Origin of the sequence: Streptomyces sp. NPDC060198 (genome assembly GCF_042728415.1) — a bacterium.
Taxonomy (GTDB): Bacteria; Actinomycetota; Actinomycetes; order Streptomycetales; family Streptomycetaceae; genus Streptomyces.
Window position 1 is genome coordinate 9,877 of the sequence record NZ_JBHWZJ010000037.1, and the last position, 25,434, is coordinate 35,310.

At 70.4% G+C, this 25,434-nt stretch carries 19 protein-coding genes; 11 read left to right on the forward strand and 8 right to left on the reverse strand.

Going from position 1 to position 25,434, the window contains the following annotated elements:
* The first annotated feature begins 621 nt into the window (after window positions 1-621).
* Window positions 622-1,179: a DUF308 domain-containing protein gene (locus tag ACFWEP_RS08140; protein ID WP_387367411.1), complete on the forward strand. Its 558-nt coding sequence runs from the start codon at window positions 622-624 to the stop codon at window positions 1,177-1,179.
* 216 nt (window positions 1,180-1,395) lie between these two features.
* On the opposite strand, the gene ACFWEP_RS08145 is transcribed toward ACFWEP_RS08140, so the two are convergent.
* Window positions 1,396-1,980, reverse strand: a complete 585-nt coding sequence (locus ACFWEP_RS08145; RefSeq protein ID WP_387367413.1) for a TetR/AcrR family transcriptional regulator — start codon at window positions 1,978-1,980, stop codon at window positions 1,396-1,398.
* 239 nt (window positions 1,981-2,219) lie between these two features.
* Here ACFWEP_RS08145 and ACFWEP_RS08150 point away from each other — a divergent pair, with 239 nt between their 5' ends.
* The gene (locus tag ACFWEP_RS08150) at window positions 2,220-3,299 is read left to right on the forward strand and encodes a hypothetical protein (RefSeq protein WP_387367466.1); all 1,080 of its coding nucleotides are present in this window, start codon (window positions 2,220-2,222) and stop codon (window positions 3,297-3,299) included.
* A gap of 11 nt (window positions 3,300-3,310) precedes the next feature.
* Here ACFWEP_RS08150 and ACFWEP_RS08155 read toward each other — a convergent pair whose 3' ends face one another.
* Window positions 3,311-4,999 (reverse strand): hypothetical protein, encoded by a 1,689-nt coding sequence (locus ACFWEP_RS08155; RefSeq protein ID WP_387367416.1) that lies wholly within the window; start codon window positions 4,997-4,999, stop codon window positions 3,311-3,313.
* 815 nt (window positions 5,000-5,814) lie between these two features.
* On the opposite strand from ACFWEP_RS08155, the gene ACFWEP_RS08160 reads away from it, so the two are divergent.
* The 3 genes from ACFWEP_RS08160 (at window position 5,815) to ACFWEP_RS08170 (ending at window position 10,300) form a co-directional block, all read left to right on the forward strand.
* The gene (locus ACFWEP_RS08160; protein WP_387367419.1) at window positions 5,815-8,256 is read left to right on the forward strand and encodes a CHAT domain-containing protein; all 2,442 of its coding nucleotides are present in this window, start codon (window positions 5,815-5,817) and stop codon (window positions 8,254-8,256) included.
* A gap of 60 nt (window positions 8,257-8,316) precedes the next feature.
* Window positions 8,317-8,646, forward strand: a complete 330-nt coding sequence (locus ACFWEP_RS08165) for a hypothetical protein (protein WP_387367422.1) — start codon at window positions 8,317-8,319, stop codon at window positions 8,644-8,646.
* Window positions 8,647-8,989: 343 nt separating this feature from the next.
* Window positions 8,990-10,300 carry a DUF4157 domain-containing protein gene (locus ACFWEP_RS08170; protein WP_387367425.1) on the forward strand — a complete coding sequence of 437 codons (1,311 nt, stop codon included), beginning with the start codon at window positions 8,990-8,992 and terminating at the stop codon, window positions 10,298-10,300.
* A 125-nt stretch (window positions 10,301-10,425) separates the two neighbouring features.
* Here the strand turns inward: ACFWEP_RS08170 and ACFWEP_RS08175 are convergent, their stop codons facing one another.
* Both ACFWEP_RS08175 and ACFWEP_RS08180 read right to left on the reverse strand, forming a co-directional pair.
* A complete protein-coding gene (locus ACFWEP_RS08175; RefSeq protein ID WP_387367428.1) occupies window positions 10,426-11,664 on the reverse strand; it encodes an McrC family protein in 1,239 nt (412 codons plus the stop codon).
* Window positions 11,657-13,756 (reverse strand): McrB family protein, encoded by a 2,100-nt coding sequence (locus ACFWEP_RS08180; RefSeq protein ID WP_387367431.1) that lies wholly within the window; start codon window positions 13,754-13,756, stop codon window positions 11,657-11,659. Before ACFWEP_RS08180 ends, ACFWEP_RS08175 begins: the two co-directional genes overlap by 8 nt.
* A 150-nt stretch (window positions 13,757-13,906) precedes the next feature.
* Between ACFWEP_RS08180 and ACFWEP_RS08185 the strand changes: the two genes are divergently transcribed.
* Window positions 13,907-14,305: a hypothetical protein gene (locus ACFWEP_RS08185; protein ID WP_387367434.1), complete on the forward strand. Its 399-nt coding sequence runs from the start codon at window positions 13,907-13,909 to the stop codon at window positions 14,303-14,305.
* Between the two features lie 23 nt (window positions 14,306-14,328).
* Here ACFWEP_RS08185 and ACFWEP_RS08190 read toward each other — a convergent pair whose 3' ends face one another.
* The 3 genes from ACFWEP_RS08190 to ACFWEP_RS08200 form a co-directional block, all read right to left on the reverse strand.
* The gene (locus tag ACFWEP_RS08190) at window positions 14,329-14,562 is read right to left on the reverse strand and encodes a hypothetical protein (RefSeq protein ID WP_387367437.1); all 234 of its coding nucleotides are present in this window, start codon (window positions 14,560-14,562) and stop codon (window positions 14,329-14,331) included.
* Entirely contained in the window at window positions 14,550-15,572 is a 1,023-nt protein-coding gene (locus tag ACFWEP_RS08195; RefSeq protein WP_387367440.1) for a hypothetical protein, read from the reverse strand. The genes ACFWEP_RS08190 and ACFWEP_RS08195 overlap by 13 nt, the downstream gene beginning before the upstream one ends.
* A gap of 886 nt (window positions 15,573-16,458) precedes the next feature.
* Window positions 16,459-17,988: a helix-turn-helix domain-containing protein gene (locus tag ACFWEP_RS08200; RefSeq protein ID WP_387367443.1), complete on the reverse strand. Its 1,530-nt coding sequence runs from the start codon at window positions 17,986-17,988 to the stop codon at window positions 16,459-16,461.
* 312 nt (window positions 17,989-18,300) lie between these two features.
* Between ACFWEP_RS08200 and ACFWEP_RS08205 the strand changes: the two genes are divergently transcribed.
* Both ACFWEP_RS08205 and ACFWEP_RS08210 read left to right on the forward strand, forming a co-directional pair.
* Complete coding sequence (locus ACFWEP_RS08205) at window positions 18,301-18,669, forward strand: MazG nucleotide pyrophosphohydrolase domain-containing protein (protein ID WP_387367446.1); 369 nt, start codon at window positions 18,301-18,303, stop codon at window positions 18,667-18,669.
* Window positions 18,666-19,214 (forward strand): HIT family protein, encoded by a 549-nt coding sequence (locus ACFWEP_RS08210; RefSeq protein ID WP_387367454.1) that lies wholly within the window; start codon window positions 18,666-18,668, stop codon window positions 19,212-19,214. The genes ACFWEP_RS08205 and ACFWEP_RS08210 overlap by 4 nt, the downstream gene beginning before the upstream one ends.
* Window positions 19,215-19,267: 53 nt before the next feature.
* Here the strand turns inward: ACFWEP_RS08210 and ACFWEP_RS08215 are convergent, their stop codons facing one another.
* On the reverse strand, window positions 19,268-19,936 hold the full coding sequence (locus ACFWEP_RS08215; protein ID WP_387367457.1) for a DUF1707 domain-containing protein: 669 nt from the start codon (window positions 19,934-19,936) through the stop codon (window positions 19,268-19,270).
* 423 nt (window positions 19,937-20,359) lie between these two features.
* On the opposite strand from ACFWEP_RS08215, the gene ACFWEP_RS08220 reads away from it, so the two are divergent.
* The 3 genes from ACFWEP_RS08220 to acnA all read left to right on the forward strand — a co-directional run bounded on the left by ACFWEP_RS08220 (window position 20,360) and on the right by acnA (window position 25,378).
* Window positions 20,360-21,319, forward strand: coding sequence for a threonine/serine dehydratase (locus ACFWEP_RS08220; protein WP_387367469.1), 960 nt, complete (start codon window positions 20,360-20,362; stop codon window positions 21,317-21,319).
* A gap of 132 nt (window positions 21,320-21,451) precedes the next feature.
* Window positions 21,452-22,276, forward strand: a complete 825-nt coding sequence (locus ACFWEP_RS08225) for an aminoglycoside phosphotransferase family protein (protein WP_387367460.1) — start codon at window positions 21,452-21,454, stop codon at window positions 22,274-22,276.
* A 387-nt stretch (window positions 22,277-22,663) separates the two neighbouring features.
* Window positions 22,664-25,378: an aconitate hydratase AcnA gene (acnA, locus tag ACFWEP_RS08230; protein ID WP_387367463.1), complete on the forward strand. Its 2,715-nt coding sequence runs from the start codon at window positions 22,664-22,666 to the stop codon at window positions 25,376-25,378.
* Window positions 25,379-25,434 lie beyond the last annotated feature (56 nt).

The following is a 25,434-nucleotide window of genomic DNA, read 5'->3' on the forward strand; positions in this document are numbered from 1 at the left end:
CGAGCGTCGCGCCCCGCCTCCACGGGGGCGGGACCGCGGGGCGCGCCCGGTCTGCCCGGTGCCGGCCCCTCGTCCGCGGCCGGTTCCGCCTGTGGGGCGCGTTCGCCCTGCGGGTGAGGGTGGGTTCGCCCGGTGTGGCCGGCTCCTCGGAGCCGGCGGCCGTGTTCGCCGGCGCAGGCCGCGGCTGCCTCCTGGTTCGTCATGTTCCAGTGGCCCCGGAGCGCGGTGGCTTCCCGCCCGGAGCTCCCGCGCGGCCGGCGTCGGGCAGGAGCCGGGAATCCGGCCCGCTCCGAGCCCCGTCCCATGGGTGACGTGGGTGCCCGAGACGTTCCGGGCCCCGACGTGCGGCCGTCCGCCCGGCGTCGAGAACTGTCACACCTGCCCTCCCGGCTCTCCCGGGGCCGGACGGCGCGTCAGGACGCCCGCTCCCGCCCTGTGGTGAAGGCGGCGCGCACGCGAGGGAGAACGTTCGGTCTTGACAAGGAGATGGAGCGTTTGCCACTCTCATGAGGCAGAACGTTCGGTCTCATGAGATGGATTCCGGTGTTCCGGGGCGCCGTCCGGCGTCGGGCCGACCGTTCTCTCCTGCGCGCCTCCACCGACAGCTGAAGAGGGATCACCATGAGCGCCATCGCTGCTCCGTCCGGCATCGCCGGGACGGCTTCCGTCCTACGACGGCTGTACTTCGTCCGATTCGTGTTCGCCATCGTCTGGGCGCTCGTGATGTTCACGATGGCGGACGAGATCACTCCGGTGGCGGCCGTGCTGCTGGTGCTGTACCCGCTGTTCGACGTGGGTGCCGCCGTCGTCGACGCGAGGTCGTCACGCACCACGGGACCGCCGGTGCTGCTCTACGTGAACATGGCGGTCAGCCTCGGCGCGGCCGTCGGTGTGGCCATCGCCTGCGCATCCGGCATTCCGGCCGTGCTGGGTGTGTGGGGAGCCTGGGCGATCGTGTCCGGGCTGGTCCAGCTGATCGTCGCCGTGCCCCGGCGCAGGTGGGGGGGCCAGTGGCCGATGATCCTCAGTGGCGCCATTTCGGCCCTGGCCGGGGCGTCCTTCCTCGCGTCCGCCGGAGCGGACGACCCCGCGCTCACCGCCGCGATCGGCTACGCCGTCCCCGGCGGCATCTTCTTCCTCGTCTCGGCCCTGCGCCTCGGCCGCAAGGCGGAGGGCTGAGTGAGCGTTCCACTTCCTGGAGATCAAGCCGCCCGCGCCGGTTCCGTGGGGACGGTGGGGCCGACGCTCGCCGACGGTGCGCTCGTCACCACCGCTGCCGACCGGGAGGCACGTCGATCGGGAGCCGCGGTGCCGGGAGCGGCGCACCGGCCCGGGGCGGGGGCGTGGAGCGGAACGGACACGGTGTGACCGGCGGCCGGTCACACCCCGGCTTGGTCAGGTGGAGAGGGCTCGCAGGAGTCCCTCGACGCCCCGCAGGAAGGTTTCGGAGACCGCCGCGGGGTCGGACAGGCAGCCGGAGACCATCGCGCCGTCCCGGAGCATGACGAGGTGGCGACCGGCGGGTGCCGCCGCCGGATCGCCGGTCTCGGCCAGCAGCCCGGTGACGGTGTCCAGGAACCACTGGCGGTGGGACAGGACGGCTCGGTGGACCGGGTGGTCGGCATCCGGGTATTCGGCCGCCGCGTTGAGGAAGGCGCACCCCCGGAATCCCGGGGACTCGATGCCCGCGGCTATGGTGCGGCAGACGGCGCGGATCCTGTCCGCCGGCGCCTGCTCGGCCGCCTGAGCGGCATCGGCGTGCGCCCGGAGTTCCCGGTCGGTCCGGTCGAGGTACGCGAGGACGAGATCTTCCTTGCCCGTGAAATGCCGGTACAGCGTGGCGCGGGTGACCTGCGCCTCGGACACGATCCGGTCGACGCCGACGGAGTGGATTCCCTCCGCGTAGAAAATCCTGGTCGCGGTGTCGAGCAGCCGGGATCGCGCTTCCGACGCGCCTCGTCCCTGTGCGTTCTGGTTCATATGCCCAGGTTAGCTCGGGGGAGAATGGTCGTTCCACCACCGGATCGCCCGGCACGGCCCCGGACGGCCACGCCCCGGACCGCACCGCACCGGGCGGCCTCTTTTCCTGGCCCGGGCCGGCGGCCCGGACGACAGGGGGACGGGGGCTGATGGTGTACTACGGGCGCCTGTACGACGCGGCCGACCCGGCGCCTCCGTCCGGCCCCGCCACCGCACCCCGACACCTGGAAAGCGCGCTCATGTCCCGCACCACGCCCCGGCGTCCCCTCGACGTGGAGGCGGCCTTCCCCGCCCTCGCGGACCACCGGCGCACGGCCACCAGGCTGCATCCCCGTCGCGGCACGCCGACGGTGCGGGAAAGCTCCGTGGCGGGCCCCATGCTGTGGCCGGCCGCCGAACCGTGGCCCGTATGCACGACCGTGCACCCGAAAGGCACCGGTCACCTGCTCTCCGAAGTGCGGCTGCGACGCAGGATCGTGGAGGACGCGCGGGGACGCGACCACACCGAGGAGGAGCGGAGGTTGCTCGACGGCATGACCCGGGGCGTCCACGCCCCGGACCTGCGCGACGACGCCCCCGTGCCGATGCTGGCCGTGGCCCAGCTCTTCGCCGAGGACGTCCCGGATCTCGTGGGGCCGGAGGGCAACGACCTGTTGCAGGTCTTCTGGTGCCCCTTCGAGGTGCACGGCGCCGGTCGCACGATCGACGTCGTTCTCAGATGGCGGCGTTCGGCCGAAGTCGGCACCGTGCTCTCGCCGCAGCCCGAGCCGCCGGTGGTCGGCCGCGCGGAATGCGTGCCGGCCATGTGCGTCGTGCACCCCGAACAGGTCCTGGAACACGAGTACTTCGGGCTGCTGGGCGAGGAACTCCAGGAACAGGTCTCCGCGTGGGAGGAAGAACTCACCGAGGACACGGAGGAGGACACGGACGGCCCCTCCTCGTCGGGGGGTCACGCCACGTACGAGGAGTACGAGGCGGCGATGGCCGCTGCCAGGGCCGAGGAACCGGACGAGACCGATTACATGAGCGATCTGTCGATCGCACCCGGCTGGAAGGTCCGGGGCTTCGCGTCGTGGCACCTGACCGATCCAGCTCCGGTCGACTGCCCGCTGTGCGGAGCGGCGATGCCGCCCCTGCTCACCGTGGACAAGGGGGAGTGCGACGGCGCCTCGAGCAGCTGGCTGCCGCACGAAGACCGGGACGCCCACGACGACCCACGCGTCCTCGACCCGGTCGGTGTGTACCTCGGCCGCGGCCTGATGCGCGTGCACACCTGCCCGGTTGATCCGGGCCACCCGCACCGGCTCAGCTTCCAGTAGTCCGCCCGTGCTCAGGTGAGGGTGTTGCGCAGGTGGGGACCGAGGTAGCCGATGTAGAGCTTCCCTGTCCGGGGGCCGGCATCGTAGAAATGCAGGCGGGGGGCGATGGTGTTGCCCCGCCCTATCTTCAGATGCGCCTGCATGAAGACCTTGCCGCTTCGGTCGACCTCCTTCGGGACCGGAAGCATGCGCTCACCGCGCAGTCTGCCGTTGCGGGCAACGGTGTCGGACTCCCGCATGGCCACCTTGGCCGCCGGAAACGGGAAGGCGCTGGAGGCGTCGGACTTGCACCAGCTCAGGAAGTCCCCGGAAGCCGAGCCGGCGGCCGACGTCCGGGCGAAGTCGTTGAGGGCGAGCAGCCCGTCCCAGGCGACGGACAGCCAGTTGTCCACCGACTGGCTGTCCAGCCCCACCGTGATCTTCCGGCTCCCCGTGAACGAGATGTTCGGCAATTCGTGGAGCCGGTCCAGCAGGTCCGTGAAGGTCTCCGGGCGGTCCACCTGAAGACTGCCCGCCGCGGTGCAGGAGGTTCCGAACTCGCCCACGGCTTCCAGGCGTTCGCGCAGGTACCGGATGAGGCGCTGGGACTCCTGAACCCTGTCGTACAACTCCTCGTTCTCGCCACGGAGTTCGTCACTGCCGAGTTCGGCCTTCGTGAGCTCCGCATGGAGGGCGTCGATCGCGTCGACCCTGATGGCCTCGACCCGCTCGGCTTCGTCCAGCAGTGCGGTGAGCGCGGCGTTCTCGGTACGGAGCTCGTGGGCATCCGCGGCGGCCAGGCTGGGCCGCGGGCGCGCCCGGAGGCGCGGCACGCTGAGCAGCGCGGCAGGCAGCGTATGGCGGGAGGCCATCCGCTGGGGGAGCGCGGCCAGGATGGACGCCGACCGGCGGACATTGCTCTCGATGGTCCGCCGTGACATCACGGGGTGCCGTTGGGCGTCGGGTTTCCAGGCCGGGTCGAGCCCGGGGACGTACGTGCGGACACCCCCGCCGAACACCGGGTGGTACTCCAGCGCGGCATTGAACTTCGCCTGCGCGTCCGGAGTGAGGACGTAGAGCACGGCGAGCCCGTGCAGGTTGCGGAACAGCGGCTCGACGACCTTACCCGCCCAGTCGTCGGGATCCTCCCCGTACGGCACCGTGGCGACGACGACGGGTATCCGGCGGCGCCCGTCGCACAGTTCCTCCATCAGGTCGTCGATGTCGTCGGCCTCGATGAACGCCGGCGCGGTGGCGACCTCCGACTCCCCGTCGCGCGCGTCGAGATGATCCAGCAGAGAGCGGACGAGATTCGGCGTGTTGGCGCGGGTGGGGAACTGCCCCTCGCCGGCCGGCTGGTGTTCGATGTCGACCTGGACCCACGTGCGGCCCTCGTCCTCGGGCAGGCCGGAGCGCACGATGAGGGTCGACTGCCAGGTGCCGGACGTGGGACTGGGCGTCTCCCGCATGCGCCACCGGCTGTGTGAGCCCTTGCGGCCGTTCTCGGAGTCGCGGTCGAGGGTGGCGTGCGGGGCGACCTCGGTACGCCCCTCGTCCAGACCGGACGGGTCGTAGCCTTTCTCGCGGAGCCAGTCGATCAACTGTCTCTCCGCGACGGCACAGGTCTTCACGTAGTCCGACTCGGTCGACACCACCATGCGGTAGCCGCGTGGCTCCACGACGATCATCCCCCAGGACATGACGCGTGCCGGGTGGGCCACGGTCCGTCGGTGGCGGCGCGGCCCGGTGCGGCACGGTTGGGAAAGCGGTCACCGAGGTCGCGCACGGGAGCGGGCCTCGGCCTCTGCGGTACGGCCTTTGCCTTCCGCTTCGTGACCGCCTTCTTACCACCGGCCCGCGGGGGCAGGTGCGGGGTTCCGCTTTGTGGCACCCAGTGCCTTCCGGACGACCGTGCTCCCACGTGTCCGCAGGTCGGCGGTACGGGAGCGCAGGTGGGGCAGGTGGGGCAGGTGGGGCGTCGTCGGTGGAACCCGAGGGGGCGCTGCCGCCGGCTCCGGTGACGCGGGCGGGGCCGTCGGCCGGGATTCTGTGGGTGGCGCCCTTCGCCGACGGGCGGTTCTGGACGAGGTCCGCGGCGGACCACCGTCCGGGATCGAGGCCGACCGCGGCCGTCGGGGCGAACTCGGCTCCTCGGCCCGGGGACTGGAAGCACACCCGCCACGCGTCACCGTCGGCTGAGCCTCGCGGGCGGTCGGAGCGTCGTCGAGGTGCACGTCGTCGAACGGGAAGCAGGCTCATCGCATTCCCCGAGCACAGCGACCCGGGGAGACTCCGTTCCGGGCGAGTGATCGTCAGTTGCGGGTTGCGGAGGGGTAACTCGGCTGCTTCGAAGCCGACTTCACGGCCCGTCGAGGACGTGCGAAGCCTGGTTCAATCCGGCACTTCTCGCATTCCGGCCCCCTCGGCCGCCGCGGAGCGGCATGATTTCGGAAACTGCTCCACTGCCGCACCCCGGACGTTCCACACCCGGAATCTCCCGGTGGCGTAAGGGGGGAAGCGGAACTTCGGGGGACACATGAGGTCAGCGGCGTACACACGTCTGCTCGTCGTCGCGGGACGCCTCGCGCGGCGTCGGCTGCGGGCGGACCGGGGGGCGACTCCCGGCATCAGACGGATCGCGGCACTCATCGACGCCGCTCTGGAACGCGGTACGGACCTGCCGCAGGCGCTGCGCAGCGACCTCGTGGAACTCGACGGGTTACTCGGCGGGGTAGTGAAGGCCGACGCCGAGGACTCGGGCAACGCGGGACTCTCCTACGTGCTGTCGATACTGATCCGCACCACCGAACAGCCTCCTCGGCCCGACCTCGTTCCCGACAGGCATCTGGCGACCCTCTACGAGCTGCTGGGGCGCGAGTACGTGCGGTTCGCCGACTGGGCCACCGCGCAGGAGTGCTTCGCGGGGGCCGCACTCCACTGGCGGACCGCGCGACATGCGCGCCGTACCTTCTGCCAGACGGTCGTCCTCGCCATGAAGGCGGGAGACCGGGACGGCGCGCTCACCCATCTGCAGGTGATCGAGGGAGCGAGTCACGGAGCCTCCGCCGTCTTCCACCGGATCGCCGCACGGGTGCTGGACGAGAGGCCGGGCGTAGCCGCGCATGAGATCGCCGGGATCGAGCAGGTCCGCGAACTCGGCATCATCGCCCATACCTACCTGGTCTCCTGTCTCGCGGAGCGCCTTGCCGACGATGCTCAGCCGGAACGCGCGCTCGGTCTACTGACCTCGGCGATCGCGCGGCTGGCAGAGGAAGGCGCCGACTCCTGGCTGGTCGGGGAGCTGGAGCAGCGGTCCGCGACCATCCGGGTGGCCATGGGCCGGCACGAAGAAGGACTTGATCTCGCCCTCGCCGCCTGGGCGAAGCTGGACGCTCCGCGTTACCGTGCCTGCTCGCACGCACAACGCGTCTCTCTCTGGGCCAACTTCAGCCCGTCGAGGCATGCGGCACTGACCGCGGTGACAGCCCTCGGAGACGGCCGGGCGGTGGCCGAACTCATCGAGTCGTGCCGGCTCCAGTCCATGATCGGAACGATCGTCGAGGCCGACACCGAGGAGGAGACCAAGAAGCTCGCGGACAGCGGGGTCAGCACACAGCCGGAGCCGGCCGACGAGACGGAGAGCGACGGGCCACTCGTCTCCCGAGCCGTCTTCACCGCGCTCAACGACGCCTTCGGAGCTACCTTCCTGCGATTCCCGTCACCCGTGTCCTTTCAGGGTGCGGCACTTCTCATGCCTCACTACGGCAGCGTGCTGCCCGCCGGGAGCGCACACGCACTCGTGCCGCGATCACTGGACGAGGCGCTGCCCGAAGGCTTCTTCTGGTCCTCGCACATCGAGAACGGGTTCCTCTTCTGGTTCGCAGCCCAGGACGCGAAGCCGATCGGGTACGGCACGGAGGACCTACGGCTGCGGGACCGTGTCAAACCGGTCCTGCTGGGCCTGGCCGGGCAGTCGCAGTCGGCCGAACCGAAGAGCTGGAGTCTGTTCCCCCGCAAGCGCGGTCCCGGTGACTACTACGAGCCCTACACGCACCTGGAGAGCTGGAAGTCGGCGGAGGAGCAGATCATCACCCGTACGATCGGGGATCTGCTGCCGCCGCCACTGGTCGCGGCACTGAGCGCGACGATGGGGACCGATCCGGTACGGCTGACGATCTCGGCAGCGCGTGAACTCGCCTGCGTGCCGTGGCCGATCGTGATGATCCCGGGAGGCGAGGAGCGGTTGGTGGAACGGGCCGCACTGCGGATGTGGACCTCCGCTCCGACTCAGCTCGCGCGCTCGGCGCGGAGGAAGCGGCCGGACTCCTCCCCCGTACCGTTCCTTCTGGCGTGCGACAACCCGGACGGGACGCTGCGCGAGCGGACCTCGGAATCGGTGGTGCGGAGCGCGGCAACCCTGCTGGAAGCGGCGGGGTCCCCGGCGCCCGCCACCAAAGAATTCCTGCTCCAGGCACTCCACCGGATCGGGCCGTCGACCCGGGGGCTGTTCTTCTACCGCGGGCACGCGGTGCACGACGCCGATCCGGCGTGGTCGGCACTTCCGCTGGCCGGAGACGACCACCTGAGTTCGGGGGAACTGTTCGGCAGCCTCGACGACGGCACCCCCTTCCTGCCCATGCCCGAACGCGTGGTTCTGTCGTGCTGCTCCAGCTCGACCGCCTCGTCCCTCGGAGGCGAGGCCATCGGGCTCGCGGCCGGCGCCATCCAGTCGGGTGCCGACCAGGTGATCGCCACGTCCGTCGACCTCCTCGACACGTCGTTCACCGAGGTGTTCGAGGACCTGATCGTGGAGGACATGCTCGCCCGGCCCCAGGACGATCACGTGGACCTGTTGAGGAGGCTTCAGCTGCGGATGCTCAACGAGTGGAAGATCTGCTCCCTGCGGGGGACCACCGACTCCGGCGACGACATCCGTGACCCGCACCCCGTCATCTGGGCCTCCTACCAGGCGTACTGACCCCCTGCGGCGACCCACCCACGACACACCGCCGCCAGGAACAAGCGAAAGGGACCACTCTTGATCGCCGTAGCCATGCCGTCCGAACTCGCCGACGCCCTGGTGGGGCAGAGACTGGCGATCCGCCCCGGCACTCGCGGCTCCGCCGCCGAGATCGCTCTGATCGGAATCACCGTGGCCACGACCACCGTCAGCCTCCTCCAGGGACCGGACACCTTCCTCAGACTCACGGAGATCATCCAGCACACCTTCGGCAGGCGCACCGGCATCACCGTCCAGATCACGGCCAGGGGCGAGAAGGTCAGCATCGAGATTCCCGCCGACAGCACGGTGGACGTCGCTACCGTGGCCCGACGTATCCAGGACGCCCTGACGGAGGAAGACGACTGACCCCGAAGCCGGCACGACCGCCGGTGCGCGGCTCGTCTCCGCACGGGGACGAGCCGAACCGGATGCGGACGGCACGCCGAGAGCACGCACCTGACGCCGCTCCTCGACGGGCAGACCTTGGCTGACGCGGCACTCAAGCGTGTTGCGGAAGTCCCGCCTGTCCGGGCCACGGGCGGACGGCGCCACTTTCGCAACACGCTTCGGCCGTTGCACGCAGCCGTGAACCGTCCCGGCATCGAAGGTGCGCGTCCGGTCACCGCACACTGCCCGCCGGTACCTTGCGCCGGCGGCTCCCAGCCGGGTAACCAGGGAAGCCGACGACCTCACACCAAGAAGGGCTCCCGTGCACGATCACGAGAAGGCCGACTCCCACACCGGGGCGGGCAACAGTCGCATCGCTGCCCCTCGGCCCGCATCCGCCGCGCCCGCGCAGCGTGGCCTGCGCGGCCTGCAGGCCGCCGCGGGCAACGCCGCGGTCGTCCAGATGCTCCGCGGCGCCGACCACCCCTGGGCCCGGGAACAGCACGAGCACGGCGCCGGCTGCGGGCACCAGGAGACCGCGTCCTCGCCCGCACCGGTGCAGCGCTCCGCCGTCCACGACGTGCTCCGCAGCGCGGGGAGGCCCCTCGGCGAGCCAGTGCGCCAGGAAATGGAGACGCGGCTCGGCGCGGACTTCTCCGACGTGCGCGTCCACGACGACAGCGCCGCCCGTGCGTCGGCCGCCGAGATCGGTGCGCGCGCTTTCACGTCCGGCCGTCATGTCGTCATCGGCGCCGACGGAGGGGACAAGCACACCCTCGCCCATGAACTGACCCATGTCATCCAGCAGCGTCAGGGCCCAGTGGCCGGTACGGACATGGGCAACGGACTCCGCGTCTCCGAGGCTTCCGACACGTTCGAACGTGCCGCGGAGGCCAACGCGCAGCGTGTCATGCGGGCGCCGCTCGATGTGCAACGCGCCGTGGAGCCGCCGACCGCTTCCGCTTCCGGTGCCGCCCGCGAGGGTCGCGGCGGCCCGGTCGCCGTACAGACCGCACCCAAGGATCCGCCGCCCGTACCGAACAAGCCCGACAGCCTGAGGGTCGGCGGGGCCGCGCAGACCACCGGCACCGACCAGGCCGGCTCGGCCGGGCAGGCATCGGCCACGGAGTCCGCGCAGGCGTCCGAGACTCCCGCGCACGGGTACACGCTCGCCGAGCCGGCCGGCCTGGTCGTCTTCCGAGCGGATGGACGCACTCCCGAGGCCATCCGGCAGGCGAACGGAATGAGGTCCCGCAACAACACGTCCGTCGCGACCGAACTCGCCGCGTTCCTCGAGGACCCGATCGCCTACGCCCGAGCCCATGTCAGCAGCCCCAAGCCGACCCTGGTCTCCACGGCGCTGGACGAGGACTGCGGCGGGTACGCCAGCAACGACCGGCACGTCTACCAGATCCAGGTCAGCGGCTGGCACAGATTCGCGGCGCCGCCCGCGCGGAGCAAGATCCTGACCAAGCCGACGGTCTACGCCAACAGCACGTCCTTGGAGACCGCGACCGCGGTCGTCATCGGTCCCGTCGGTCCCACCCGTGAAATGGATTTCATCGGGACGATCCCCCTGGAGTCCATCATCGGCTGCCGCCGACCGGGGGAGAGCGGCTTCAGCGCGCTCTGACGCATGCGACGGCGGCGGTGCCTGCCCGGGCGAGGCAGGCACCGCCACCGGGCAGACGTGTGGAGGCTGTCCGGGACGAAAAGGCGGACATCGTGGTGCGGGAGCCACACCGTCAATAGGAGTGTTCAGTGCAGTACTGAACTGAGCCAGTCCGTCGCCTGCTCCGGCGTGGTGCGGGTGTCGACGCCGAGGACATGGACGGTGCCCAACAGGCCGTTGGGGCCCCGCACCCGGAGGATGCGCTGGGCGTTGCCGCCCGTCCGGGGGTGGACGATGACGGCGATCGGGTCTTCGGCAGGCCCATAACCGCCGCCGTAGGTAAGGAGCTGGTGGACGTCGTCCGCGCTCACCCCGTGCCGGTCGTAGCGCTTGTACTTTGCGTCCACCGGCAGCAATCTGCGGTGTCCCGTGCCGCGTGCCGGGAGGCTGAGCAGAAGGTCGGGCCGGAACGTCGAGGTGTTGCCCAGGTCTCCGCGGACGATGATGCCGGCGCCGTTTCCGCCGGGTATGGCGTGGCCGCCGCGAGGGCCGACGGCCTCGGTGCCGAGACGGCGTACGACGGCTTCCCAGAGCGCGGGCATCCTGAGCAGGAGGCCGTCCGCCGTGGCGCCCTGGTCGGCGAGCAGGTCGCTCACGCCCCCGCCGCGCAGCAGCAGACGGGCCCAGGTGTGGGCTTGGCGGTAACGGGCGTTGAGGCGGGTGTAGTGGGTGCAGTCCAGGGCGCGGAGCGCCGCTGCGGGGGTCGGCGCCTCTGGGAAGGCGCCAGCGATGTCGTGCAGGGCGCGCGCCAGGTCCGGGCTGGTGGTCGGACCGAGTGCCGCCTTCAGCGCGCTCCCCAGAACGCGGTTGTCCCAGATGTCCGCCTCCCGGTCGAAGGTGTGCATGTGTAGCTGGTCCAGCTGCCCGTAGCGCCGGGTGGCCTGGGCGGCGACGTCCAGGCGTCCCCGGAGCACCGAGTCGACGCTCCGGCGGCGTACGTAGTCCCGGCGCAGGCCCTCCCGCAGCAGCCGCTCGCACTGTTCGAGCAGGGCGGCGGCAATCAGGTCGGCGTAACCGTCGGGGCCGGTGGCCCAGCGCCTCGCCGTCGCCGGGACGGGCGTAACGAGGGCGTAGGCGAGCCAGCTCATGAGCTGCTCTCCCGGAATGGCGAACTTGGGGGAGATGACCACGCGGACGCGGTCCAGGACCAGGACGCCGACGGTCGCGTCTGCCTTGAGGCGCCAGCCGGTGCGCTCCCTGCTCAGGGTGAGGCAGCCCCGTGCCTGAAGGGCCTGCAGACGGTCTATGTCCCGCGGAGTGAGTTGGCCGGGCTCCAGCGGGGCGGACTCGTACTCACCGAGAGGGACCGGGACGCGGTCAGGCATCCGGGCCGGGAGCGCCGCTGGTGAACTCGGTCGCCAGCGCGTCCGCCAGATCCTGCGGCGACATGAGGCGCGCACGTCCGGTGTCGGCGTCGACCAGGTCGCCGAGGATGAGGTGCAGCAGTTCCGCCCGGCCGAGGCAGTAGTCCTCCAGGAGCGGGACCACCTCGTGATGGAAGGCCGCGGCCAGGTCCTCCTCAGTGGCGATGGGCGCACCGTCGCGCAGCAGGTAGGCATGCCCGATCTGGTGGTCCGCGTCGAGATCACGGGCGATACGGCCGTTGAGGGACTCGAAGAACGCGGCCAGGTCCAGGGGGCCGACCGTTCCGGAGACGGCGTCCGGGTCCGGTCCTACGGGCAGGAAGGCGAAGCGGCGGCGGACCGCGGCGTCCAGGTGGCTGATGCTCCGGTCGGCGGTGTTCATGGTGCCGATGATCCGGACGTTCGGCGGGACGGAGAAGCGTCGCTTGCTGACGGGCAGAGCGACCGGAAGGTTCCGCTTGTCGAGTTCGAGGAGTGTGATCAACTCGCCGAAGATACGCGGTAGGTCACCGCGGTTGATCTCGTCGATGACCAGCAGGAACGTCTGGTCGGGATGGGCGGCGGCACGGCTGCACAGGCTGTGGAACAGGCCGTCCGTGAGCGCGAGGGTGAGTCCCGGGCCGGTGGCGCTCAGGTCCGGTTTGAATCCCTCGACGAAGTCCTCGTAACCGTAGGAGGGATGGAAGGCGACCATGCTGACCCGGTCGCCGTGCAACATCTCGGCTTGTGCAAGGCCACGGTGACGGGCGTCGGCGCCGAGCGCGTCCGCGCGGCCGTCCAGGGCGAGGGCGACGCCGAGTGCGAGGCGTGTCTTGCCCGTACCGGGCGGCCCGTGGAGAATCACTTGCCCCTTGCGCTCCAGAGCGTCCAGCACGGCCTGTACGTCCTCGGGCAGCGCGACCGGCGTGGTCTGCGGTGCTCGGATCACGTCCACACCCGAAGCGCCCTGGGGTGCGATGAGCCTCGCGAAGAGGGCCGGGTCGACCTTGGCGAAGGTGGACCGCCACTGCTTCGGTTCCGACAGCTTCCGCGCGTGCGAGAGATCCCAGTCCACGGAGACGACGTGCTGGAACTCGGGCCGGTCCGCTTCGAAGCGGTAACTCCCGTTGACCGAGCCGATGGCCAGGACCTCGTCCGTACCTCGGTTGGCCACGATCCGGTCGCCATCCTCCAGGTCACGGAAGGCCATCAGTCGGCGCGCGAGGGTCAGGCTGCCCCCGCTCCTACGGGGCCAGTTCCTGTCCAGGGCCTGCTTGAGATCGGTGTCGCTCTGGTAGAGGCCGAGGTCTCCGAGCTGGTCCCATCCGACCCGGATGACTCCTCCCGCGCGGCACTCCTCCCACAGCCGGCCGCGCTCGCCGGGCGCGATCTTCCAGACGGTGCGCTGCTTGGACCGCGGATCGAAGTGCGCGTAGAGGAAATGCATCACTTCGTGCCTGGTCCAGCCCTCGAACTCCGCGCGAGAGCGAACCAGTTTCAGCAGCCGACGATTGCTCCCCCAGGCCGGAACATCACCTTGCGTCGAACCGCCCAGCAGCGTGACGAACCGGCGCAGGTGCTCTCCCGCGTAGATCGGCAGGAAGTGCTGCGGGAAGTAGGTGGCCAGTGACTTCGTCACCAACGTCGGTCCGTATCGCAGTACTTCGAGGTCGTCCAGCGCCTCGAAGTCCCCTGACCCGAGGGCGTCGAGTGCCCGGACGAACTGTCCGCGCAGTTCCGCCCAGGCGTCCTGTGGGTCCATCCCACGCAGGGGCGCGGCCAGCCGCCACTCCCCGGAGACGTGGTGGTACATGATGTGCTTCGCGGCACTTCCGCCCTTGATGCTGCCCAGGTGCGGAGTGCCGAACTCCATCAGCCGGCAGTATGTCGGCCCCGCTCCGGGCGGCGCGGCCTGTCCGAGGGCGTAGCGCTCCAGCGGCAGCTCCGCCCAGTCCTCCAACGGAAACTGGGACAGCACCTGCTTGCGCTCGTCCTCGGCAGCCGACGCGGCGTCCGCCACGGCGCTCCGGTCGAACTCGGCCGCAGCCGTGCGCACGTCCACCCCGTTCGTCATGGGGGTCATGATGCCGGACGGCGACGCAGTGGTCTCCGCGTCCGGAAAAGTCGATCGACCTCCTGCGTGTGCGCCACGGGGGCTGGCACGATGGGCCAGCACCGCGAGGCCGGATCTCGGCCGGCGTGCACGACAGCGACGGGAGAGACCGTGCAGGACTGGATCTACATCCTGAATCCGAACAAGGACACTCTCGACGGGGAGCCGTCCGACAAGGAGACCGTGCGCCGCCTCGCCCATCAGGATCCCGAACTGGACCTCTGGCTCAGCCGACGAAACCGCATGAACCCGGGGGACCGTCTATGGGTCTTCTTCAGTCAGCCCGAGTCGGCGGTCGCCGCGGTGGCGGAGGTCGACGGAGAGCCGGAAGGGGACCCCGACGACCCCGACTTCTCCTATCGGGTGGATGTGACCCTCCTGCCCGGCCCCACGGATGCCCTGTACGCCGCCCCGGTGAGCCGGGACGAGCTGGAACTCGGCCAGGTACGGTCCGTGCAGAAGGTCAAGCCGGGAGCACTGAAGACTCTGCTGGCGAGGGCCGGTCTCTGACGGGACGGCTGCGTGCGGGACGGTTACCAGGGCTCCAGCTCACGATCGGCTGGTTTTGTGTGGGGCAAAAGTGTTTCCTGAGCACGGGTGTTCAGTGCCACCAGCTTGTCAGCGCTGCGGTCGACGAAAAAGACGAACGCCTTGGCCGAGTCGGCGAAGGACGCTGCCGGGCGGCTGATGCCGGATGTCGTGATCACGATGAGCCGCTTTGGTACGTCATCGCCGGCCGCCGCGGCAAGGCCGTTCAGCCGTTGCACCTCGGACGTGGACAGACTCTTGGCACGGCTGTGCCACTCGATATGGAACGCGTCGGACCGGATGGGGACTTCGGCGTCCCCCTCCTCGACGTCCCCGAAGCCGAATGCCACCAACTGGTCGAGAACCGTTTCGGTGATGTGCCGGGGGCTGGGCGAGCGCGGCGACGTCCTCGGCTCGGCTTCCTCGTTTGGAACTGATCGATATCGAGGCCGACGTTCCTCGGCCACTCGGGCGGAGCGGCTTCACCCGCGAAGAGGGACTCCTGCAATGCGGATCGGTACCCGGCGGTAGCCGGTTCCCCGCGATCGGTCGGCGCGCACGGCACTTCCACGTCCCAGGCCTTTCGTCCCTTGCCGAGCACGTCGGCAATGTCCGCCACCGAGGCCTGCGCATGGGGTACTCCTGGTCCCGACCGCGTGCTGCGCCACAGATTCCAGCCCAGATCGACACGGCTCCACGCCTTGCATTCATCGAGGTACACATCCACCAGCCAGCCGAGGGCAGGCTTCAGCGAGACGCGGACGAACGCGTCGGAGAGCTCGGCCTCGACGAAGCAGCCGTCGCGTCCGCCTACGATGTCGAGTTTCGGCGAGTGGCGGGGGCCGTACGGGAGGTAGCCATTCCCCGCTGCCACGCGCCGCACTCGCACACCGCGGGCGTCCAGGAGGTCGGCCAGCACGGTCATGTCGGACGGCTCGCTCTCGTTCCAGCGCCACGGTGAGGGAACCGGTACGCCGGTGAGGTGCGCCGAGGCCACGGCGTGCAGGGCGTCGACGAGCACCTCGTCAGGCGTATCTAGCGGCCAGACGGACGGCGCACTGTTCAGTACGGGATCCATCACCGCCCAGACGATTGAGTACCCCATGCGTACCTGCGCCAGGGCGACCGAGCGCTGACCGGACAACGTGATCTTCAGATGCCTCAGAAGGTCCGCATCGTCGAACCGCACCTGGTCGGTCAGCTCGGGATGACGGTCGCACAGGGCCTGCTCCAGGCTCTTGAAGTGCACGTGTCGAGCGAAAGCGGCAACTACGTCGCTGGGCGGGAAGGGCAAGGGAGGCACTCCTGAGTGGTGGTTCGCGGTGGCGTTGGCGTTGCCGGGCACGCCACGCACCGCTGACGGAGCGTAGGTCAACCGGATGCCGTCACTCAAAGCGTTCGGTCGTCCTCAACGGCATTGGCCACCGGATTGGCCGGATGCAGTCGGCGGCTCCTCGCCGTGCTCGTCGATCTCCGCCCAGACGGTCTTGCCGGAGGGCGGGCGAGGCTCGGTGCCCCAGCGGTCGGCTAGGGCCTCGACCAGGAGCAGACCCGCTGCCCGACTCGTGGTCCGGGCCCTGGCCCCGGGGGGATTTCGGGGCGGCGCTCGCCCTTCGTGTCGCTCACCGCGATGCGTAGGGTGCCGGCTGCGTCGTCCTGCGTCAGCACCAGCCGGACGTCATGGCGGGTGCTCCCACGAGGTGGGCGCAGGCTCAACCCGTGACACGGCGCCCGTCTAGGACAGAGGACCCGCGCCCACGTGGTGCGGGCCCTCTTCTGCGTGGCGAGTGGTCAGCCGGAGGACTCGGATGCGCGGCCGGACCCCGGGCTGCGTCGCGAGGCCGGAGACGTCGGGCAGATGACGGTTCACCTCGTCGACCACACGCGGTCCGCGTGCCACGACCGACATCGGACGTTGCGAGGCCACTTCGGCGACAACCCTCCGTGATGGCTGACGGATACTCAGGCATCTCTGACGTATCGGCAGCCATTCAAGATCATCTTGCACGTGCGTTGCACAAGGTGCTGAACAACAACAGTGATCAGTGGAGGGCTGTGAAGGTGCGTATCCGCAGGTCAGCTGGCATGTTGGGGTGTCGTGCCCCTCACCCTCAAGGGGCACGGCACTCCACCCGTCAGATGTCCCGGAAGATCTCGATCTGCGCGCCCACCGAGTTGAGCCGCTCCGCCAGGTCCTCGTAACCGCGGTTGATGACGTAGACGTTGCGGAGTACGGAGGTCCCCTCGGCCGCCATCATCGCGAGGAGCACGACGACGGCCGGGCGGAGTGCCGGCGGGCACATCATCTCGGCGGCGCGCCAGCGGGTCGGGCCCTCGACGAGGACGCGGTGCGGGTCGAGCAGCTGGAGGCGGCCGCCGAGGCGGTTGAGGTCGGTCAGGTAGATGGCACGGTTGTCGTAGACCCAGTCGTGGATCAGCGTCTGGCCGTGCGCGGAGGCGGCGATGGCCGCGAAGAACGGCACGTTGTCGATGTTGAGGCCGGGGAACGGCATCGGGTGGATCTTGTCGATCGGCGCTTCCAGCTTGGAGGGGCGCACGGTCAGGTCCACCAGCCGGGTGCGGCCGTTGTCGGCCGCGTACTCGGTGGTACGGGCGCAGTCCACGCCCATCTCCTCCAGTACGGCCAGCTCGATCTCCAGGAACTCGATCGGCACCCGGCGGATCGTGAGCTCCGACTCCGTCACCACGGCCGCGGCCAGCAGGCTCATCGCCTCGACCGGGTCCTCGGAGGGGGAGTAGTCCACGTCCACGTCGATCTGCGGCACGCCGTGGACGGTCAGCGTCGTCGTACCGACCCCGTCCACCCGCACGCCCAGCTCCTCCAGGAAGAAGCAGAGGTCCTGGACCATGTAGTTGGAGGAGGCGTTGCGGATGACGGTGGTGCCGTCGTGCCGGGCGGCGGCGAGCAGCGCGTTCTCGGTCACGGTGTCGCCGCGTTCGGTCAGCACGATGGGGCGGCCGGGGGTGACGGTGTGGTCGATCTGCGCGTGGTAGAGCCCGTCCGTCGCGGCGATCTCCAGGCCGAAGCGGCGCAGCGCGATCATGTGCGGCTCGATCGTGCGCGTCCCGAGGTCGCAGCCTCCGGCGTACGGCAGCTTGAACTGGTCCATGCGGTGCAGCAGCGGACCCAGGAACATGATGATCGACCGGGTGCGGCGCGCGGCGTCGGCGTCGATCGCCTCCATGTCCAGCTGCGCGGGCGGCACGATCTCCAGGTCGACGCCGTCGTTGATCCAGCGGGTGCGGACACCGATGGAGTTGAGGACCTCCAGGAGCCGGAAGACCTCTTCGATGCGGGCGACGCGGCGCAGCACGGTGCGGCCCTTGTTGAGGAGGGAGCCGCAGAGCAGGGCGACGCAGGCGTTCTTGCTCGTCTTGACGTCGATGGCGCCCGAGAGGCGGCGGCCGCCGACGACCCGCAGATGCATGGGGCCGGCGTAGCCGAGCGACACGATCTCACTGTCGAGGGCCTCGCCGATGCGGGCGATCATCTCAAGGCTGATGTTCTGGTTGCCGCGCTCGATGCGGTTGACGGCGCTCTGGCTGGTGGCGAGAGCCTCGGCCAACTGTGTCTGTGTCCAGCCCCGGTGCTGACGGGCGTCACGGATGAGCTTGCCGATGCGTACGAGGTAGTCGTCTGACATGTCGGCAGGCTATCTCACATATGAGATGTGCATGCGTTCGGGCGGGGCAATCGGGTGAAAAGATGACCGGAGCGCCGCGCGGCCGTTCGTGGCACCGGTGCGGGCGCGCCCGGGGTCCACGGGCCTCCACCGCACGGGCACGGAGGTCCGCGCGTGACGGTGACCCGCCGTCAGGGTTGCACGATCGCTCCATGAACGCATGGCCACCCGCCCGAGGCGGGGATGTCGCCGTTTCGGCGGCCCGTGTCCCGGTTCGGCCGGATCGGGAGCTCCGGGCGTTGCGGCACCCTTGCTCATGGGTACAGCCCTCACGTGGACCAGGAATCTGACGGGCTCGACGCCCTCGCGGAGCGCGCGATGCGGATCCACGCGCTGTACGACCGGCTCAATCTCGCGGCCCGCGGCCGTACCTGGAAACGGGAGGAGTTCATGCTCGGATTCGTCGGGGGCGTGGGCGACCTCGCGAAGATCGTGATGGCGGAGGAGGGCGCCCGGCCGCACCCCACCGCCGCGCCCGGTGCCCTCGCCCACGAACTCGCCGACTGCCTGTGGTCGGTCCTCGTCCTGGCCCGCCTCTACGACATCGACCTCGGGCGCGCGTTCACCCGCACGATGGCCGAGCTGGAGACCGCCATCACCGCCGACCTGGAGCGGCTGCCGCGCCCCGAGGCGCCCGCGTGAGCGCCGGGGTTCCGGAGGAGCCCTTCGACCTGGCCGCGTACGAGTCGAGGGCCCGCGGCGGCCCGTGCTTCGTGTGCGCGGCCGTCGCCCGGAGACCGGGGTACCTGCACGAGGTGGTGTACGAGGACGGGTCGCACATCGCGTTCATGGACCGCTGGCCCACCCTCCCGGCAAAGGTGCTGGTGGCGCCCAGAGAACACCTGGAACACGTGGTCGCGGACCTCGACGCGGAGGGGTTCCACCGGCTGATGGAGGTCGTCCGACTGGTGGCTCGGGCCGTCGAGGCCGTCGCCGCGCCCGAGCGGACGTACCTGTACTCGCTGGGCAGCCAGGAGGGCAACGCGCACCTGCACTGGCACGTCGCGGCGCTGCCGCCCGGGGTCCCGTACGCCGAGCAGCAGTTCCACGCCCTGATGGCCGAGAACGGCGTGCTGCGCCGCTCACCGGCCGACGAACGGCGGCTCGGGCGGCTGATCAGGGAGGCGATCGCCGGAGGCTTCGCCGAAGAGGCCGCGGCGTCGGTCCACAACCGCCCGCCGCACTGACGCGCCTCTGGAGGCTCCGGGGCGCAGGCGGCTCGCGTACGCGGACCAGGTGGTCAGGCCGAGAAGGGCGCAGGCCTGCGGAGCAGCCACTGGCCGAGCGTCCGGCGCGCGGGCCGCACCACGACCTTGCCGTGGGTCTTCTGCCCGACCAGCTCGACCCTCAGGGTGGTCGGCGTGTCCGGCGCGGTTCGCTCCCGGCGGTGGCTGAGCTTGCAGTGGGCCAGCGACAGGCCGTCGACGTCGACCTCGATGCCCGGCCTCGTGACCAGCGTCAGCTTCTTCCCGGCCATGGCCACGTCGATCCGCAGGGTGTGCTGCGTGATCACGGCCTCGGTGAGGTCGAGCGTCACGTCGCACCAGTTCACCGCGAGCTCCAGCCGCCGGGGCAACACCCAGCGGCCCACCCGCTCGACCGGTCCGCTGAACACCTGCTCGATCCGGACGACATCCTTGGCCTCGGCGGCCGTCGCGGTACCGGTGAGGCCGGCCGGTGTGGCCGGCAAGTCGGCGGTGAGCAGGGCGAGTTCGCTCAGGGTCCGCGCCGACAGCGCGGTCTCCAGGCGCTCGTCCAGCTCCTCCGCGGTGAGCAGGCCGTCCCCCGCCGCGACGGTCAGCACGGCCACCACTCGGTCCCGGTCAGCGTGGGAGGCCCGCAACTCGGGCGAGGGGACCGGTCCGGAGTGCTTCCCGGTGGGTGACACGGGCGAAATCTCTCCCGGCATGCTTCTTCCGTCCCGGTGCGGTCGAGGGGGTGCTGTCGAAAGGCCTCCGCGACGCGCGTCGGCAGCGCGGGAGGAAGGCCTACGCTATATCGCGATACACGCCTCGGTCGAGCGGCCGTGCCTGGTCGGGAGAGGGCAGGGCCGATGCCCGGGGACGCCGATCGCGCCGGATACCGCGCCGCCCGGCCGCCGGTGGCGAGGTCCGTCCCGACCGCGGCGGGTCGCGGCAGGAGGGGAACCGGTGCCCGGCCCGGGCGAGGGCCTCACGGACCGGGTCGGCCGGGGGTGCGCGGCGTAGGATGATCCGGTCGCCGCGCGCTGGATCCCGAAGCGCGGCGGCGTGGCCGCGTGGCCTCCCCCTCCGCCGAGAGGGCGACGCGGATCCGGTCACCGCAGTTCGGGTCGGACGACGGGGCGAACGTGCTGATCACTGTTGCTGACGTGGAAGCCGCAGCCGAGCGGATCGCGGGGCACGTCGTACGGACTCCGACGGTGCCGAGCCCCGGGCTGTCCGCTCTCCTGGGCGCGCAGGTCACCGCGAAACTGGAACTGCTCCAGCGCACCGGATCCTTCAAGGCGCGCGGTGCGACGGCCAAACTGCTCGCGCTCGGCCCGACCGAACGGGCCGCCGGGGTCGTCGCGGTGAGCGGCGGCAACCACGGCATCGGTGTCGCCGTCATGGCCGGCGCGCTGGACATCGAAGCGACCATCGTCATGCCGCGGTCCGCCCCCGGCCGCGCCGTGCGCGTCGCCGAGGCCGCCGGAGCGAGCGTCATCCTCACCGACACCATGGGCGAGGCGTTCGCGCTGGTGGACGAAGTCCGGACCAAGGGCCTCACCTTGATCCACCCCTTCGACGACCCCGTCGTGATCGCCGCCCAGGGCACGGTCGGCCTGGAACTCGCGGAGGACGCCGGAGAGCTCACCGACGTCCTCGTCAGCATCGGGGGCGGTGGACTCGTCTCGGGGATCGCCACCGCGCTGCACGCGCACCGGCCCGGGGTACGGATCTGGGGCGTGGAGACGGAAGGCGCGCAAGCCATGTCGGCGGCCCTTGCCTCCGGCGGGCCGGTTCCCGTCGAGCTCTCCTCGATCGTCTCGACGCTGAGCGCCCCCAGCGCCTCACCGCTCACCCACGAGCTCGTCTCCGCACTCGTCACCGACGTCCTCACCGTCACCGACGCCGAGGCCGTCCAGGGCTCTCTCGACCTGGCCGAGCACGCGAAGGTCTGGGCCGAACCCGCCGCCGGATGCCTGCTGCCCGCAGCGCGCCGGGTGCTGGAACGCGTCGGCGACCGGGCCAAGCTCGGTCTGGTGGTCTGCGGCGGCAATGTGACCACCGCCGACATGAACGCCTGGGTCCGGCACTTCGGCCTGCGCTGACCGCTCGTCGCGGAGCCCCGGACCCCGTCCGCGGCCACGGTGGTGCCTGCCCCGGGGCTATCGGAAAGGCGATCGCGCCGGAGTTCCGGGAACGCGCCCTCGCGGGGCCGATGTGACCGTAGCGTGATCGTCGTGACGGATGAGGGCGAGGCGCTGGTCGGGGGCATGGCGAACGCGGGAGCGGTCTTCCGGCGTGGTGCGCTGGTGGTGCGCCCGGCGCCGAGCCACGCGCGCGCCCTGCACGCCTACCTCCTCGCGCTGGGGGAGCGCGGCTTCGACGCGGCGCCGGCCCCTGTCGGATTCACCGAGGACGGCCGGGAACAGCTGACTTTCGTTCCCGGCGAGGTGCCTCTGCCGCCGTTCCCCGACTGGGCGATGACGAGGAGCGCCCTGGACTCGGTGGGACGCCTGTTGCGGCGCCTGCACGGGGCCGGTGCGGCGGTCGCGGTCGACCCCCGTGCCGGATGGCCCGAGGATCTGGCCGACCCGGAGGGGGGAACGATGCTGTGCCACAACGACGTGTGCCCCGAAAACGTCGTCTTCCGCGACGGCCGTGCCGCCGCCCTGATCGATTTCGACCTGGCAGCCCCGGGCCGTCCCCTCTGGGACGTCGCCATGACCGCCCGCTACTGGGTGCCGATGGCAGATCCCTCGTCCGCTGCCGCCCTCTACCCCTCCGGGCTGGACGCGCCCACGCGGCTCGCCGTCCTGGCCGACGGCTACGGCCTCTCGCCGCAGGACCGTGCCGAGCTGCCGGGCGTCATCGAGCAGGCCACCGAGGTCTGTCGCGCCTTCGTCGCCCGCCGTGTGGCCGACGGTGACCCCGTATATCTCCGGACGCTGGCCGAGCGCGGTGGATGGGAACGCTGGGATCGTGTGCAGACCTGGCTGGCGGAGCACCGCGAGCCGTTCAGGGCCGCCCTGCTGCACCCGCCCGGCCGCAGCCCGGGCGGGTGACCTCGAAAGCTTCCACGCCCTGCGGCCCGATCCGCTTCGTCGGTGGCCCGTGCGGCGTACGGAGCGGTCGGGAGCGTGCCGACGTTCCCGCACGCCGTCGCACGGCCGGCAGCCGACGCCGCCGACGGCCGCGTACAGCACTCGCCCATGCCGACTCGGCGTACTGCTCCGACCGGCTCCCGGGCATGACCGTTCGACGGCGATGTACTAGAGTTATCTCGACATCGAGATATCTGCCGAGGCGCACCACAGCCGTCGCTCGGTAAGGGTTACCTAACTAATCCTTACCTTAGCGGATCGGTGAGAGGTCGTAGGCGGCACCACACGGCGCCCGCCGTGAGTGAGGCGCGGCGCGGTAGTACGCGCACATTGATGAAGGAGACTGTCGTGTCGGCGAACAGCTTCGACGCCCGCAGCACGCTGCGCGTGGGCGACGAGTCGTACGAGATCTTCCGGCTGGACAAGGTGGAGGGCTCCGCCCGCCTCCCGTACAGCCTGAAGGTGCTGCTGGAGAACCTCCTCCGCACCGAGGACGGCGCGAACATCACCGCCGACCACATCCGGGCGCTGGGCGGCTGGGACTCCCAGGCCCAGCCGAGCCAGGAGATCCAGTTCACGCCGGCCCGCGTGATCATGCAGGACTTCACCGGCGTTCCCTGCGTCGTGGACCTCGCCACCATGCGTGAGGCCGTGAAGGAGCTCGGCGGCGACCCGGCGAAGATCAACCCGCTGGCCCCGGCCGAGCTGGTCATCGACCACTCCGTCATCGCCGACAAGTTCGGCACCAACGACGCCTTCGCCCAGAACGTCGAGCTGGAGTACGGCCGCAACAAGGAGCGCTACCAGTTCCTGCGCTGGGGTCAGACCGCCTTCGACGAGTTCAAGGTCGTCCCCCCGGGCACCGGCATCGTGCACCAGGTCAACATTGAGCACCTGGCCCGTACGGTCATGGTCCGCGGCGGCCAGGCGTACCCCGACACCCTCGTCGGCACCGACTCGCATACCACGATGGTCAACGGCCTCGGCGTGCTGGGCTGGGGCGTCGGCGGCATCGAGGCCGAGGCCGCGATGCTGGGCCAGCCGGTCTCCATGCTCATCCCGCGCGTCGTCGGCTTCAAGCTGACCGGCGAGCTGCCGGCCGGCACGACCGCCACCGACCTCGTGCTCACGATCACCGAGATGCTGCGCAAGCACGGCGTCGTCGGCAAGTTCGTCGAGTTCTACGGTGAGGGCGTCGCCGCCACCTCGCTCGCCAACCGCGCCACCATCGGCAACATGTCGCCGGAGTTCGGTTCCACCGCCGCGATCTTCCCGATCGACGACGAGACCCTGAACTACCTGCGCCTGACCGGCCGCGACGCCCAGCAGGTCGCCCTCGTCGAGGCCTACGCCAAGGAGCAGGGCCTCTGGCTGGACCCGGCCGCCGAGCCGGACTTCTCCGAGAAGCTGGAGCTCGACCTCTCCACGGTCGTCCCCTCCATCGCCGGCCCGAAGCGCCCGCAGGACCGCATCGTCCTCGCCGACGCCAAGGCGCAGTTCGCCCAGGACGTGCGCAACTACGTCTCGGACGACGAGGAGTCGGGCAAGGAGTCCTTCCCGGCCTCCGACGCCCCGGCCGCCTCCAACGGCGTCCCGTCGAACCCGACCACGGTCACGGCCCCCGACGGCACCACGTACGAGATCGACCACGGCGCCGTCACCGTCGCCGCGATCACCTCCTGCACCAACACCTCGAACCCGTACGTCATGGTCGCCGCGGCGCTCGTGGCGAAGAAGGCGGTCGAGAAGGGCCTGACCCGCAAGCCGTGGGTCAAGACCACCCTCGCCCCGGGCTCGAAGGTCGTCACCGACTACTTCGACAAGGCGGGCCTGACCCCGTACCTCGACAAGGTCGGCTTCAACCTCGTCGGTTACGGCTGCACCACCTGCATCGGCAACTCCGGCCCGCTGCCGGAAGAGGTCTCCAAGGCGGTCAACGAGCACGACCTGGCCGTCACCTCGGTGCTCTCCGGCAACCGCAACTTCGAGGGCCGGATCAACCCCGACGTCAAGATGAACTACCTGGCGTCCCCGCCGCTGGTCGTCGCGTACGCCATCGCCGGTTCGATGAAGGTCGACATCACCAAGGACGCCCTCGGTGTCGACCAGGAAGGCAAGCCCGTCTTCCTGGCGGACATCTGGCCGTCCGAGGCCGAGGTGAACGACGTCGTCGCCAACTCCATCGGCGAGGACATGTTCAACAAGTCCTACCAGGACGTCTTCGCGGGCGACGCCCAGTGGCAGGCGCTGCCGATCCCGACCGGCAACACCTTCGAGTGGGACTCCGAGTCCACCTACGTCCGCAAGCCCCCGTACTTCGAGGGCATGACGATGGAGACGACCCCGGTCGTCGACATCACCGGCGCCCGGGTGCTCGCCAAGCTCGGCGACTCGGTCACCACCGACCACATCTCCCCGGCCGGTGCGATCAAGGCCGACACCCCGGCCGGCAAGTACCTCACCGAGCACGGCATCGAGCGTCGTGACTTCAACTCCTACGGCTCGCGCCGTGGCAACCACGAGGTCATGATCCGCGGCACGTTCGCCAACATCCGCCTGCGCAACCAGATCGCGCCGGGCACCGAGGGCGGCTTCACCCGCGACTTCACCCAGGCCGACGGCCCGGTGTCGTTCATCTACGACGCCTCCCAGAACTACCAGGCCGCCGGCACCCCGCTGGTCATCCTGGCGGGCAAGGAGTACGGCTCCGGCTCGTCCCGCGACTGGGCCGCCAAGGGCACCGCGCTGCTCGGCGTCAAGGCCGTCATCGCCGAGTCGTACGAGCGCATCCACCGCTCGAACCTCATCGGCATGGGCGTCCTGCCGCTCCAGTTCCCGGAGGGCCAGACCGCCGAGACTCTCGGCCTCACCGGCGAGGAGACCTTCTCCTTCACCGGCGTGACCGTCCTGAACGACGGCACCACCCCGCGCACGGTCAAGGTCACCACCGACACCGGTGTGGAGTTCGACGGCGTCGTCCGCATCGACACCCCCGGCGAGGCGGACTACTACCGCAACGGCGGCATCCTGCAGTACGTGCTCCGCAGCCTGATCCGCAAGTAGGCCCGAGCGGCGCCCACCACGCGCCGTGAAGAGCCGACGAAGGGGCCGCACCACCC